Source organism: Marinifilum sp. JC120 (assembly GCA_004923195.1).
GTDB lineage: Bacteria > Desulfobacterota > Desulfovibrionia > Desulfovibrionales > Desulfovibrionaceae > Maridesulfovibrio.
In genome coordinates, this window is the sequence record RDSB01000004.1 from 1 (window position 1) to 14867 (window position 14867).

10 protein-coding genes are annotated in these 14867 nt (G+C 50.0%); 5 read left to right on the forward strand and 5 right to left on the reverse strand.

Annotated elements, in window-relative coordinates; genetic code table 11:
* Positions 1-709 (reverse strand): RHS repeat protein (locus D0S45_05300; protein TIH17975.1); only part of this gene is annotated, 709 nt, incomplete at its 3' end.
* 83 nt (positions 710-792) lie between these two features.
* Positions 793-1122, reverse strand: a complete 330-nt coding sequence (locus D0S45_05305) for a hypothetical protein (protein TIH17976.1) — start codon at positions 1120-1122, stop codon at positions 793-795.
* 404 nt (positions 1123-1526) lie between these two features.
* On the opposite strand from D0S45_05305, the gene D0S45_05310 reads away from it, so the two are divergent.
* Together D0S45_05310 and D0S45_05315 are read left to right on the forward strand one after the other, a co-directional pair.
* On the forward strand, positions 1527-2225 hold the full coding sequence (locus D0S45_05310; GenBank protein ID TIH18177.1) for an adenosylcobinamide-GDP ribazoletransferase: 699 nt from the start codon (positions 1527-1529) through the stop codon (positions 2223-2225).
* A gap of 40 nt (positions 2226-2265) precedes the next feature.
* Positions 2266-3744, forward strand: a complete 1479-nt coding sequence (locus D0S45_05315; protein ID TIH17977.1) for a sensor histidine kinase — start codon at positions 2266-2268, stop codon at positions 3742-3744.
* Here the strand turns inward: D0S45_05315 and D0S45_05320 are convergent.
* Both D0S45_05320 and acs read right to left on the reverse strand, forming a co-directional pair.
* On the reverse strand, positions 3685-6219 hold the full coding sequence (locus D0S45_05320) for a HAMP domain-containing protein (protein TIH17978.1): 2535 nt from the start codon (positions 6217-6219) through the stop codon (positions 3685-3687). The genes D0S45_05315 and D0S45_05320 overlap by 60 nt on opposite strands.
* A gap of 124 nt (positions 6220-6343) precedes the next feature.
* On the reverse strand, positions 6344-8332 hold the full coding sequence (gene acs / locus D0S45_05325; protein ID TIH17979.1) for an acetate--CoA ligase: 1989 nt from the start codon (positions 8330-8332) through the stop codon (positions 6344-6346).
* A 223-nt stretch (positions 8333-8555) separates the two neighbouring features.
* Here acs and D0S45_05330 point away from each other — a divergent pair, with 223 nt between their 5' ends.
* The 3 genes from D0S45_05330 to D0S45_05340 all read left to right on the forward strand — a co-directional run bounded on the left by D0S45_05330 (position 8556) and on the right by D0S45_05340 (position 13388).
* Positions 8556-11255 (forward strand): GNAT family N-acetyltransferase, encoded by a 2700-nt coding sequence (locus D0S45_05330; protein ID TIH17980.1) that lies wholly within the window; start codon positions 8556-8558, stop codon positions 11253-11255.
* Positions 11256-11266: 11 nt separating this feature from the next.
* Entirely contained in the window at positions 11267-12412 is a 1146-nt protein-coding gene (locus D0S45_05335) for a UPF0104 family protein (GenBank protein TIH17981.1), read from the forward strand.
* Between the two features lie 271 nt (positions 12413-12683).
* Complete coding sequence (locus D0S45_05340) at positions 12684-13388, forward strand: carbonic anhydrase (protein TIH17982.1); 705 nt, start codon at positions 12684-12686, stop codon at positions 13386-13388.
* 84 nt (positions 13389-13472) lie between these two features.
* Here the strand turns inward: D0S45_05340 and D0S45_05345 are convergent, their stop codons facing one another.
* The gene (locus D0S45_05345; protein ID TIH17983.1) at positions 13473-14864 is read right to left on the reverse strand and encodes a sigma-54-dependent Fis family transcriptional regulator; all 1392 of its coding nucleotides are present in this window, start codon (positions 14862-14864) and stop codon (positions 13473-13475) included.
* Positions 14865-14867: the final 3 nt, after the last annotated feature.

Here is a 14867-nt window from a genome sequence, read left to right on the forward strand (position 1 = left end):
CCTGTACGCTATTTCCTGATGGATCGGCAACAGTAAAAACACTCCCTAACTGATCGGTTGCAAAGAGGAATACCTGACCATTACGGATCATTCCCATTGCGCGGCCATGTTCATTGTAGTGAAATTTGCTGATTCCTTCGGCATCTTCCACTGCGGCAATGGTGGTCAAATCTTTCCACTGGTAGCGTTGAACCAGTTGACCGTTGATGTATTTTTCAGTCCTGAAGCCATGCTCATCAAAGCGGTATTCAATGGCGGTTCCATCAGGAAGATGGACTTCGCAGAGCTGTCCGGTTTTCAGATATTCGTATCTGTTTACGCCTTTGGGAGATTTCTTTTCAACCAAATCACCGTCCTGATCATAAACATATGTCGTGTCGCCAGCGCGCACCAATTGTCCAAGATCGTTGTACCTGTACTCCAGCTTATCCCCACCTGCGACCTGAGAGAACACCCGTTGCCCCAACTTGTTATACCGATACACTTCAACAGGCTCTCCGCAGTACCTCGCTGCCTGAAGCCGACCTTCGTCATCATAGCGGTATTCCAGAACATGGCTCGATTCAGCGGATACCAACACCTTGTCTTCGATTCTGAGACTCTCATCCCGATTCACGGCAATAACTGCGTAGGTTTCTTCAGTCTCAGGTGTCAGGAACCGGAGTGCCTCATCTGCGATTTCATTGATGTCCACGTTGTCACGCTGCATCTCATCGCGGATTGTGTCCCCTGTTCCGGTCTGGGGTTTTCTTGATTGGAATGCTTGGGGTTTAAGTCTGGCCTCATGACCATTTACATGCTTCTTGAACTCGGTTTGGACTTCGTTTCCGTAGGTGGCAACCCCTGCACCACAGGCAGATTGGGGTTTTCTTGCATGAACTGAGCATGGACCATGCGCCTTAGCTTGGCATGCATGGGTTTGGTTTCTTCCCACTCATAATTTTTCTGGTCCCATCTACGTTTGACTTCCGGCTTCATCATGGAAGGATACATACGGTCACCAGTTGAGAACTCAGAAAAATCCCCTTTGGGATCTGCCAGTTCTTCACCTGTTCTGCGATCAACAATTTTCCAGAGATTGTCGATCTGCATCTCGGCAGGTTCATTTTCTCCGTAAAGCACGAGACCAGTTGTCAGTTCTTTTCGAGGTCTTAGTTCCATTCGATAATCAGAAAAGTTCATTATTTGCTACCTATGTTAAAGTTGTGGAAGTCTGCCCTGAACCCCTATGATTCAAAGCAATTCTTTTCCTATTCACTTTAAAGGTATCGAGCAGGGCGGACCTGAGTTAGCTAAATCAGGTCCGGGTTGAGAAAAAAGTGAAAATTAATGATACTAGGCAGGTTTGAATAAGGCAGGCGATCAAGTCGAAATCAAAATGATTTTTCTGATTAAAAGCGGCGAAGCCTTAATAAAAGTTTTGGGAGAGTCCAGAGAACCTTTTTCCAAAAAGGTTCTCTGGTCCCCGAAGGGCCGCCGGAGGCATCTTGAATATAATTAGTGATATTTTAATTACCCTTGGCTTCATGACCCGGATCGGTCCGGTCATGGAAATTGAGGCTGAAGATATCGGCCGTACTGTGAAGTGGATGCCGCTTAGCGGTCTGGTGCTGGGCGCGTTGATCGTGCTTCCTTTTTGGCTGGGACTGTTTGCCGGAAAATTCTGGATTCAGGCATGGCTGACCGTGGCTGCGTCGGTTTATCTGACTCGTGGACTGCACTTTGACGGCTTTGCAGATATTGCTGACGGGGCCGGACCTTATCCTGATCCGCAGCGATTCTGGAAAATTATCAAAGATAGCTGCTCCGGTGTGTTCGGGGTGTTGGCTCTGGTGCTGGCAGTGCTGGGACAGGCGGTTTGCTTTTACTATGTGTATGAGGCCGGGGCTTTTGGAGCCGTGGTTTGGATTTTTGTTCTCGGCAGGCTGGGCAATGCTGTGATGAGTATGGTCGGTAAGCCGCTGGCAAGGCCGGGGCAGGGCAGCTTGTCCATGCGCGGGGCGGACGGATTTTCCATTGGCGTTGCTACGTTGACTACGCTGCTGGTGGGGGCTTTTACGGTCAGTCCGACAGTGCAATTGTTGGCTTATGTTTTTGGTGCATGTTTCATTTTCTTTCTGTTCCGGCTGGCTAAAAGGGTGAACGGGGCCAACGGGGATTTTCTCGGCGCATCAGTGGTGCTCGGCGAATTGGCAGGACTACTGGCATTCTGTGCATTGAATTGATATAACAGCTTTAAATATTCAAACAAGCATAGGAATATACATGGATAATCTGCCTACATTGAAGAACTTCGGCGAACAGCTTGATCTCCTGAAACGGCTCATTAAAGAAGGAGACGAGGAGCAGGCTGATTTCATTGCCCAGAATATGTATGAGAATTACGCCTATACCCGTGACGGTTTTCTTTCACAGGAAGATGCAAACCTTGGGGCGCGTCATGATCTTGCCGAGAAAGATGAGCGGATTGCTATGCTTGAGGATAAACTCAAGGAAGCTTTCAGTGTTTATAATGCGGATTTGCAGCTTTTCGGTAAATTTTGCAAGGCCTTGCAATATGTGAATAATCTTAGTTCGTTGGCTGATCTTCCTGATATGCTGAGGGGAATTGCGGACGAGCTGGGCTTGGGCCGTATTGCGGTTGTTCTGGATCGGGAACTTTGCAAGGACATGCATTGCCCCGAGATTCCTACCTTTTATCTTAAGGGTTGCATGCGCTATATTGACGCGACTTTGAATGATGGCCCCAACCGGGTTTTTCTCGGACCCATTTCGCGGATGATGCGCCCGGATGTTTTTTTTGGAGATCCGGAAGTTGGACCGGAACTTGGCGGTTCCTGTTTTGCTTTCGGCTTGATGGACAAATATACTCCCGGCAGGTTGATCGGACTTATCTCGATTCATGATCCTTCGGAAGATCGCTTTCAGCCTGACATGGGTACGGATTTTTTGGAATATTTCTGTAGTTCCGTAGCCTCCACCCTCATTGATGTTCTCAACCATGAGCGAGGCGAGCTGTTGCGTGTGGATGTGGAGCGCATCACCCGCCACGATTTGAAGACCCCCCTTAACGCGGTAATCAACCTGCCTCATCTGCTTCTGGTCGGTGAAACCGATCCTGATAAAATCGATTTGATCAAGAATATTCAGGATGCTGGATACCGCATGTTGGGATTGGTTAACAGATCCTATGATATTTACCGCATGGAGACCGGATCTTATCGGTTACTTCCTGAGCGGGTGGACGTTTTGCCGCTGATCAAACGCATAGCAGCAGATCTTCAGAATATTATTGAAGGTCGCGACTCAGCACTTAAGGTGTTCATTGATGGGAATGAAGCCGCGAGCGATGATTCATTTTATGTGCAGGGTGAGGAATTATTGCTTTTTTCCATGCTTGCCAACCTGCTTAAAAACAGCTTTGAGGCCAGCCCGACAGGAAGCCCGGTTACGGTTAATCTTGATCAGGCAGAGTATCCGCTTATTTCTGTTCATAATTTCGGAGAGGTGCCGGATGCGGTTAGGGATAATTTTTTTGAGAAGTATTCCACCGCAGGCAAGAGCAGTGGAACCGGGCTGGGAACTTATTCCGCCAGCCTGATCGCAAAGGTTCATGGCGGATCAATCAGTATGGAGTCCGTAAAGGAGAGAGGGACTACGGTCGCGGTTGATTTTGATCCTGAATCAGCGCAGGGAGGAGGTGGGCAGTCTGAAGATGAATTTGGCCCCGGCCCCAGGTGTTGATTCTATGGTAAAGTTACCGTTGTGGTTTTCAGTGATGATAAAGTAGGAGACTGAAAGACCCAATCCGGTTCCAACCCCTTTGGGCTTGGTGGTAAAGAAAGGCTCAAAGACCCTTTTGCGCAGAGTTTCATCCATGCCCGGGCCGTTGTCTGAAACAGAGGTCGCCACATAATCCCCTTCCTGCCATATCTTGATTTCTATCCGTGGTTTTTCGCAATTGCTGTCATTCATGGCGTGGGCGGCGTTGCCCAGCAGGTTGAGCATGACTTGTTCGATTTCTGTGGGCGCGCAGATCACAAATGGTAGATTTTCTTCGTAGTCCTTGATGATTTCAATTTTCCTGAAATCAAATTTTTTCTTGAGATCATAATCCTGCTCCGCAAGGGCCACTGCACTGTCGGTAAGTTCATTCAGCCTGCATGTGGTGCGGTGAACGTCGGCCTTGCGACTGAAGTTGAGCATGTTGGCAATTATGCCAGCTGCCCGGGTTGCGGATTCTCGGACTCCGGAAATGATTTTGAAGATGCCGCGTTCTTCTATGTATTTGTTGATAGTTTCAAGAGGAATATCCATCTGCCGGGCTACCTGTTCATTTTTAGATAGACCGGGCATCAGCCTGCGTTCAATGTTCTGTGTACCTTGAAGTATACCTCCCAACGGGTTGTTGATCTCATGAGCCATACCTGCGGCCAGCCCACCCACGGACATCATTTTTTCGGTCTGGACCATCATTTCTTCTATGCGCACATTTTCGGTCACATCATCAAGGCGAATAACAGCCCCGTCAAATCCTTCGCTGATCAGGGGGTAGATAGTGATGTTTTCGTAGCGGGTTTCATTATTTACCGCTCGTGGAATGCGAATTTTCTGTTCTGTTTTTCCGTTAATGATCTGTTTTTTGACCTTTGCTATTTCTTTGTCCAATTGAGGGAACACAGCAGAAAGCTGCTTGCCGATTACGGATTCAAAGTTTAATCCGCTGGCCTTGGCTGCTCCTTTGTTCCAGAGGCTGATTGCTCCGCCCTTATCCACTCCTACGAGTACGGAAGGCATGGAGTCGATAATATTTCTCTGATGGTTGCGCAGTCTGATAAGTTCTTTTTCCACCCGTGCGTGTTCTTTGATTTTTATTTCAAGCTGGTAATTACTTGCCGAGAGCTGTCTGTTTCCGTCTTCAAGAGCTGTCAGAAGTTTTTCTTTTTCCTGCATGCCGGATTTTATGGATTCCAGCATCTGACTGATGACCGTGCCCAATTCCTTGATTTCTGTGGGGCCTTCCTGTGGTATTTCTGAGGCCGAGATGCCTCCTTCGCGGATGGCCCGGGCGGCTGCGGTCAGTTTTATGAGCGGCTGGGCTATCTTGCTGGATAGGATTGCAGCAAAGAGCAGAGCCAGAGCCAGCACTCCGATGGAGAGCATGGTTATTTTTTTTCGGAGCATCAGCCCCGGTTTTTCCAGATCATCCATGTATGCGGAGGAGCATATGTACCAGTCCAGAGGCTCAAAATATTTGATATAGGCTCTTTTGCGGAAGGTGAACTCTCCTTTGTTACGCGGTGGTTTATCCCAGAGATATTCAAAAATTCCGTTGGTGTGAGCTGCTTCCATGAGTTCAAGGAAAATGGGATTACCTGTTTCAACGTTCAGAAGTTCAGCTATGGGGATGTTTTCGTAGTTTGGATGGATTATTAGTTCCGGTTTTCCTGAAAACAAAAAAATGTAGCCGTTTTTACCGACCTTAATATTTTGAAAACTGCTTTTTAGCTCTTTAAGTACGGCCTGAATTCTTATACTTACTTCTTTTTCAATATCATCAATGTAGACGCCAGAGCCGACGACCCAGCCCCATTCTTTGAAAATTTGTACGTAGGATAGTTTGGGCTGTTCTTTGGTCAGTCCTTGCTCTGTGGGTTTAGGCCATAGGTATTCAGTATATCCTGATCCGAATTTATTGCAGATATCGCGAAAGGCAGCGAAGATGTTTTCTTCGCTGTTTCGTACCCCCTCGAAGCGGGGATCATCGAGTATTTTTCCATCCAGAGCAGGTATTGTCGGGTGCATGACCATGCGGGGGATTGGAACGGTGTCGTCATTTATCCAGATATACCCTGTCCCGCCATCATAGCGCATGCTTTTTAATTGTTCGATGCTGAGTTTTTTGGCTTCGGCTTCTGACAAGATTCCATGTGTATATTTTTCGTAATTAAGTCGGATAAGATCAATGGACATTCCTACTATATTTTTAAGATGTTGTTTGCGGACGGATATGGCGGATTTTTCAAAAAAAATAATACTTTGATACTGGGTGTCTAACTCCTGATAGACGGCGTCAACAATGGCTTGAGCATGTGCAAATTCTGATTCCATGACTGAATCCGTTACCGTGCGCTGGGCAAAGTAAGTCAGTCCGGCGGTGGTTGCTATGACCAGCCCGGCTGCAAAGAAAAGCAGGATTGCTTTCATGGACTTGAACATTTGTCTCCCCGGACAGAGTTGTGAAAGTCTGGCTCTACGGGAACAAATATATCATAGTAATATGAAAGGGTAAATCTTATTGCAGGGATTGCCGGGTATTCCGGCAATCCCTGTGTGGTTTGGCTTACTCGAAAAGGATTTTCTGACCTTCGATGAGATCGTTGATTACTGAGGCATCTGAGAGGGTGGTGGTATCGCCTAGGTCGTTTTCACCTACTGCAATACGGCGCAGGATGCGGCGCATGATTTTTCCTGAGCGGGTTTTGGGCAGCCCTTCGGAAAACTGGATTGCTTCAGGCACGGCAATGGGGCCGATTTTTTCGCTGATCCATTGGCGCAGTGCTGTGCGCATTTCATCATCTTCATCAAGGCCACTACGCAGGGTCACATAGGCGTAGACCGACTGTCCCTTGATTTCGTGGGGAATACCTACCACTGCGGCTTCGGTCACATCGGGGTGGGCGATGAGTGCCGATTCAATCTCGGTTGTGCCTAAGCGGTGCCCGGAAACATTGATAACATCATCAAGACGGCCCATGATCCAGTGAAATCCGTCCTCGTCAATCCTTGCACCGTCTCCGGTTTCGTAGCTGCCCGGAAAACGTTCAAAATAGGTCCTCCGGTAGCGCTCCTCGTCATTATGGATGCTGGTCAGCATGCCCGGCCACGGCTCTGTTATCAGCAGGTGTCCGCCTTCATTGGGGGATGCTTTGCTGCCGTCACTGCGTACGATGGCTGTTTTGATGCCGGGAAGAGGTTTTCCGGTTGATCCGGGCTTTAGTTTGTCCACATAGGGCAGGGGTGAAACAAGGATTCCTCCGGTTTCGGTCTGCCACCATGTATCCAGCAAGGGGAGTTTTCCTTTGCCCACATGTTCGTGGAACCAGACCCAGACTTCCGGGTTGATGGGCTCGCCTACGGAACCGAGGATGCGCAGGGTGGAAAGATTGTATTTTTCCGTCCACTGCGAACCTTCGCGCATGAGTGCACGGATGGCTGTGGGAGTGGTGTAAAATATGTTCACCCCGTAGCGGTTGATGATTTTCCAGTAACGGTCCGGGCGGGGGTAGGTGGGTACTCCTTCAAAAAGCAGGGTGGTGGCACCAAGGGCCAATGGTCCGTATACAGTATAACTGTGTCCGGTGATCCAGCCGATGTCGGCGGTGCACCAGTGAACATCGTCATCTTTGAGATCAAAAACCCATTGGGTCGTGTGGGCGGTTATGGTCATGTACCCGCCGGTACTGTGTACTATCCCTTTGGGTTTTCCGGTACTGCCGGAGGTGTGCAGGATGAACAGCGGATCTGTGGAACGCATGGATTCCGGCTTGCAGTAGTCATCAATGTCAGAGGCTGAGACTTCTTCTTGCCACCAGGTATCGCGGCCTTCGATGAAATCAATTTCATCCCCGGTGCGTTTGACCATGATGACCTGCTCAACCGAGGGGCACTCGAAAAGGGCTTCGTCCACATTGCGCTTCAGGGGGATTTTTTTGCCTCCGCGCAGCACTCCGTCTGCGGCAATGAGAATTTTTGCGTCGCAGTCAATGATGCGGTTTTGCAGGCTTACTGCGGAAAATCCGGCGAAAATAACTGAGTGTACCGCGCCGATGCGGGCGCAGGCCAGCATGGAGATGACCAGTTCCGGGACCATGGGCAGGTAGATGGCTACCCGGTCACCCTTGGAAACACCCATTTTCCTGAGCACGTTGGCAAAGCGGCAGACCTTGCGATGCAGCATATGATAGGTGAAAACCCGGACTTCTTCCTCCGGCTCTCCCTGCCAGATCAGGGCGGCTTTGTTGCGCTTGCCGTTTTCCAGATGGCGGTCAAGGCAGTTTTCGGAAGCGTTGAGTCTTCCGCCTGCAAACCATTTGTATTCATTGTTTTTTGGGTCAGATTCAAGGGCGGTGTTGAAGTCCCGTTTCCAGCTCAGCAGCTCGCGTGCCCTTTCAGCCCAGAAGCCTTCCGGGTCTTTGTCCGCCATGCGGCAGGCCTGTTCATATGTTTGCGCTGTAAGGTTGGCCTTGTCTAATATTTCTTGCGGCATATTCTGCGGGGGATCAAATGTGCGTTCTTCGCTCATCAGGTTTTCAATTCTATTGTCACTCATATTTCCGGCTCCGGCTCATGAAAATTTATGCTGGTTTGTGTGCACTTATATTGATCATATACGCTGTTTCAGCCGGGTTGAACAGGGCTGTGGACCATAACCATAAGCGGCAATTCCATATTTAGCTCCGTGTTGACCGCTTTATGCTTGATATGGAGCTTGATCAACAGGTATGTATGAGGTTGTTGACGGCTAAGCGGCGGAACCCTAACAAGAGGCCTTCATGAGTGTTATCAATCTGGAATATCTTTTTCAGCCCGGATCAGTTGCCGTAATCGGCGCAACCAATGACCCTGCAAATGCGGGCAATATCCTCATGCGCAACTTGATGGGCGGGGGATTTCTCGGTCCTGTGATGCCGGTCAGTACTGCTGCCGAGGCTATTTCCGGGGTTCTGACCTATAAGGATGTGGCTGACCTGCCCAAGGTCCCGGACCTTGCGGTGATTTGTTTGCCACTTCATGAATGCCCTCCGCTTCTGGAAAGGCTGAGCGCGATCGGGGTTAAGGCTTGTGCTCTGATCGGTTCAGGATTCAGTGCCATTCCCAAGAAAGAAAGGGTTAGGTTGCGGGCGGAACTTTTGCGGGCGGCCAATTCCCCGCATATGCGCATACTTGGTCCCAAGAGTCTCGGCTTCATTGTTCCGACTATGAATCTCAATGCCAGCCTTGCGCCATTGCCAGCCAAAGCGGGCAAGATCGCTTTTGTTTCCCAGTCAGATAGCTTTATCCCCACGGTTTTGGATTGGGCGGCTACCAATGATATCGGATTCTCCCATGTGGTTTCGCTGGGTAGCCGTATCGACCTTACTTTCGGGGACGTGCTTGATTACCTCGGTTCCGACGCCCAGACCCGGTCTATTTTGCTTTATGTCGAATCCATCAACGATGCACGTGACTTCATGTCCGCGGCCCGAGCTGCTTCACGTAACAAGCCGGTTCTGGCTATTCGTCCGGGCCAGGCTTTGCAGCACGTTACTCAGGAACTGGCTCGTCTGGATAATGCCATGGTCGCCCGTGCAGAAGAGGTCTATGATGTGGCCTTCCGCAGGGCCGGTATGCTGCGGGTGCAGACCATTGACGGTATGTTTGACGCAGCTCAAACCCTTGCCAGTTTGCGTCAGCCCGTGCGTGGTGACAGGCTGGCTATCATCGTCAACGGGACCAGTGCCGGGCTTACCGCTGCCGATGGCTTGATCCGCAGGGGCGGGAAACTTGCCAAGCTTTCTGATGAAACTGTTGAAAAGTTGAATGTCATATTTGACAGGGAATGGAGCGGGGGCAACCCGGTCACCATTAAATTTGATACTCCCGGTCAGAAATATCTTGATGCCCTAAAGGTGTTGATCAAGGACAAAGGCGTGGATGCCGTGTTGGTGGTCCATGTGCCTTTTGCCGGGGTAGCTAGTGCCGAAGTAGCGGAAATACTTGCCAAGGGACTTAAGAAGGTCCGGCGTATGGTGCTGACCTCATGGCTGGGGTCGGATATGTCCCGCAAATCGAGGAAAATTTTTTCTGTTCATAACATTCCTACTTATGAAAGTGCGGATCAGGCTGTGCGTGCCTTTATGTACATGGCTGAGTATCAGCGTAACCAGGAATTGCTCACAGAAACACCGGACTCCTTGCCTACGGATTTTTTCCCGGACACCACCACTGCGCGTGAGACAGTGCACAAGGCTCTTTCCGAGGGGCGGGAGGAACTCAACGAACCGGAAGCGCGCAAGGTTCTAGCGGCTTACGGTCTGCCCGTGGTTGAAACAAAGGTAGCTCTTTCCGCTCGTGAAGCAGTTATTGCCGCTGACGAGATAGGTTGTCCGGTGGCCCTTAAGATTCGGTCTCCGCAGATAAATCAGCCTTATGATGTGGGCGGAGTTGTTCTTGATCTTGAAAGCCCGGAAAAGGTATGGGAAGCAGCAGCAACAATGCTCACCCGCGTCAATCGTCAGCGACCGGATGCTTATATCGAAGGCTTCACGGTCCAGAAAATGGGCCGCAGGCTGGGAGCGCACGAACTTTTTATTTCTGCCGCCGCGGATTCCACTTTCGGACCGATTATCCATTTCGGTCACGGGGGCATGACCCGCGAGGTTGTCCGGGATCAGGCCGTGGCCATGGTTCCTCTGAATATGAGTCTTGCCCGTGAACTCATCAGCAGAACCCGAATTTCAAGGTTACTTTCCGGCACGCCAACCCAGCCACCTGCGGATATTGAAGATCTTTGTTTGACCCTGATTCAGGTTTCGCAGTTGTTTATTGACATTCCCCAGATTGTGCATTTGGATATCAATCCCCTTTACGGGGATGATACTGGAGTGTTAGCACTTGGTGCCAAGATTCTGGTGGCTGAATGCCGGGAGGATTGTCCGCAGCTGGCTATCCGGCCCTATCCCCGTGAGCTGGAGGAGTGTGTGGTACTCCGGGACAGCAGGCAGGTCACCCTGCGCCCTATCCGGCCTGAAGATGAGCCGGCTCATTATAAATTTTTGGAGCAGGTTTCGGATGAAGATATGCGCATGCGCTTTTTCGGCGTTGTGCGCAGGGATTTCGATCACAAGGATATGTCTCGCTTTACCCAGATAAACTATGACCGTGAGATGGCTTTTATCGCCACAGCCATGGGTGAAAACGGCAAGCCGGAAACTCTCGGCGTTGTGCGTACTTCCACGAAGCCGGATAATTCCGAAGCTGAGTTCGCCATTGTGATCCGTTCCGATCTCAAGGGATCCGGGCTGGGGTCCATGCTTTTTCACAAGATAATCAGCTATACAAAAGAGCGGGGCACCCATTGGCTGGTGGGGCAGACCCTTTTTGAAAACAAGGCCATGCAGGGGCTTTCCCGCAAGTTCGGGTTTGAGATCAGCGAGAACTACGAAGAGGACCTTGTGGAAATGCGGCTGGACTGCACCAAACTGGATGACTAAACGGAGTAAATTTGAATTATCCTGACCCCGCTGCAAGCCGCCGCAAGGCTCTTGTCGGTAACGTATTTAAAGTCCTCCTTGCCGGGGGACTTCTTTTCTGGCTGGTAAAATCAGGGGGCATTCGCCCGGAATACTTATTGGTGGAAGCTGTCCAGATCCCAACACTGATTATGGTCTGTTTCGTGATTGCTGCAGGGATGTTCCTTTCTGTCCCTCGTTATGTGGAGTTGCTTAAGGGCGCAGGGCTTTCCGTTTCTATGTGGGACAGTTTCAGAATTTCCGCGGTTATGTATTTTTTCACCCAATGCGTACTGGGGTCGGCCAGCGGTGACGTGGCCCGTTTTTTTTATACCACCCGTATTACCGGGCAGGGCACCAAGGTTGGCGCAGCCATCATTGTGGACCGCATTGTCGGGATTATGGGGTTGTTTTTACTTGGCGGTTTGGGGCTGGCTTTAAATTGGTCTCTGGTGGAGCAATCTCCTGAACTGCGGCATCTGGCGCCACCGGTACTGGCTGCATTCTGTTTGCTTTGGCTGGGGGTCTTTCTTGGCTTTTTGGCTTTGGCTAAGGGGCGCAGGTTTGGCCTTCTTGCAGGACTTATTTTTCCTGCTCTGTCCGCAATCGTTTGGTTTTCTGGAAATGGATATTTGTCCGCAGAAGTAGGTCCGGTATTGTTTTATGCTTCTGTCTTTTCCCTTTGCGGTCCCCTTATTGCCCCTGAGTTTATGGAAACAGGATTTATTTACAGGAAATTTTTTAAGGGCTCAAAACTGGGTGAGAAACTGGGTGAAGTGGTCTCGGCTATACTTATTTACCGGAATTCAGCATCTTCGCTATTAAAGATTGCAACCTTGACCATGGTACAGCATCTTTCATTCATTTATGTTCTTTATTTGTTTTCACAGATTCAGAATCTTCCACAGCTTCCTGATTTTAATGAAATATTCGTTTCCGCTCCCCTTGCTTTTCTGGCCGGGATAATTCCTGCTCCAGCCGCAGGGCTGGGAGTTAATGAGGCGGCCTTTGAAACTCTGCTTCGTTTGGCTTCAAGTGGCGTCGTTACTGCCGGGGCCTCTTTATTTCTTATGTTCCGTATCTGGACCACCCTGTTCAGTTTGAGTGGGGTGTTTTTTCTCACACGCTCCAAAAAATAAAAACCATGTCGGGCCGTTCAGCGAGGTTGGGCGTTCTTGCGAAGGCCTTACCCGGGTGAAGGACCGGACATGGTTTTAAGGAACTTGCGCCTATGCAGGCAGTTCCTGACACCCTCCCGATTGATGTCTTGCCTATCTGATCGGTATGGGGAAGAAAAACTTTACATGCTCCTATAAAAGTAATTTTCCCGCCGCCTCTTGCATAAACATGGTCAGGGTATGTATGGTCCCTTTATTGAATTCAACCAATCGCAACCGGCGGAGTCTCTAATTGAGGAAATTATTTTTATTTTTCATAATTGCATTCCTGTTGAATTCCCAATGTGCCGACGCTCTGGCTAACAACGGAACTTTCGCTTCCGGCTCAGACCAGCAACAGAGGGGGGCCGACCAGTCATTGGTATTGCTCATGGAAGGGAACCTGCGCTTTGTAAAAGGGAGCAGCGTCTATCCTAACCAAACCTCCCATCAGCGTAAAATTTTGGCTTTGAGAGGGCAGAATCCGTTTGCTACCGTGGTTGCAGCTTCTGACTCGCGGGTGGACCCGGTGCTGATTTTTGATCGTGGGCTAGGTGATCTTTTCACTGTGCGTCTTGCGGGGAATGTGGCTGGGTCCGATACTCTGGCTTCGGTGGAATATTCCATGCTGGCCCTTGAAACTCCGCTGCTGGTGGTCATGGGGCACACCCGTTCAACCTTGATCAAGGCTGCCATTGATAAGGTGGAATTAAAGGGGCACCTGGTGCAGCTCATGGGTAAGCTCGAACCGGCCATTAAAATGACTCGGGTACTCTATCCTTCGCTCAAGGGCGGAGAGTTGGCGGATAAAGTGGCGGAGACCAATGTCCGTCAGGTCATGCGTGACATTCTGGGCCAATGTCCGGCTATTCTTGAAAAGGTTCGGTCCGGTAAGGCTCAGGTTATGGGTGCTGTTTATGATACCGATACCGGAGTTGTGCGCTGGTTGGGGCCCTAGGTCATATTTTTTAGTGTTAATTTAGGGCAATCTCGCGCTATATAAGTGTGACGAAGTAAAAATTGCCAATGGCGAAGAGCCAAATCAGTCCACCTGAATTTCGTAAGCTTTGAGTTTACGGTAAAGGGAGCTTCTTTCCAGTCCCACGGCTTCAGCCAGCTTTGAAACGCTACCTTTGTACTCACGGAGTTTTGCTTCAAGGAACTGGGCTTCAAAGTCCGCACGAGCCTTTTTGAAATCAACTTCGCCTTCGGGAAGAGGCAATGGCAGTTGTTCCTGATCAGTGTCCGCTTTTTCAGTGCGCGGACCGTTGGCGATTTCCGGGGGTAGTTTGTCCGGCCCCACTTCCTTGCCGCCGAACATGATCAGCATTCTTTCCACAAAATTTTTCAATTCCCTGACATTTCCGGGCCATGAATACTGGGTCAGCACTTTGAGGGCTGAGTCGGTAAAGACCAGTGGTTTAAAGCCGTGCTGGCGGTTAAGGCTGGAGAGGAACTCATTGATCAGTAAGGGGATGTCCTTTGCCCGGTCACGCAGGGGCGGCACTTCCAGCGGGAAAACCTTCAGACGGTAATAAAGATCCTCACGGAAGTTGCCGTTTTTGATTTCCTGAAAAAGGTCTTTGTTTGTAGCGGCGATTACGCGCACATCCACATTAATGGTTTTCCTGCCGCCGACTCGCTCAAATCTCTGTTCCTGCAATATACGCAGTATCTTAGCCTGTGTTTTCAAGCTCATGTCGCCTATTTCATCAAGGAAGAGAGTCCCGTTGTCGGCTAATTCAAATTTGCCTTCCTGCGCTTTTTCCGCCCCGGTGAATGCTCCTTTTTCATGACCGAATAGTTCCGATTCAATCAGTTCCTCGGGAATGGCTGCGCAGTTTACCGCCACAAGAGGGTTGTCTGAACGCTGACTCTGGGAGTGGATGGAGCGGGCTACGATTTCTTTGCCGGTCCCGTTTTCCCCGGTAATGAGCACCCATGCGTCGGTGGGGGCGACTTGCCCGATTACTTCGCGCATGGAATCAATGGATTCGGATTGTCCGGTTAGTTTGGCGGGCTGTTCAGTGGCGATTCGGGTGCGCAGGGCCTTGTTTTCTGATTGTAACCGGGAAAATTCCACGGCTTTTTCAGCAGTGATGACCACCTTTTCAAGAGAGAGCGGCTTTTCAATGAAGTCGAAAGCTCCCTTTTTGATGGCAGAAACAGCGGTTTCAATGCTGCCGTGGCCGGAGATCATGACCACGGGCAGCCAGTCCCATTCTTTTTTTATATGGTCGAGGACCTTTAGACCATCCATGCCCGGAAGCCAGATATCCAGAAAGACAAGGTCCGGCTGTTCTTCGGCAAGATGTTTCAAAGCTATTTCGCCGGATTCGGCATCGCTGACTGTAAACCCTTCGTCTTCAAGGATTCCGCGCAGGGAGTACCTGATGCCGTCTTCATCATCAACAATCAGTATATTTTTGCTCATCAG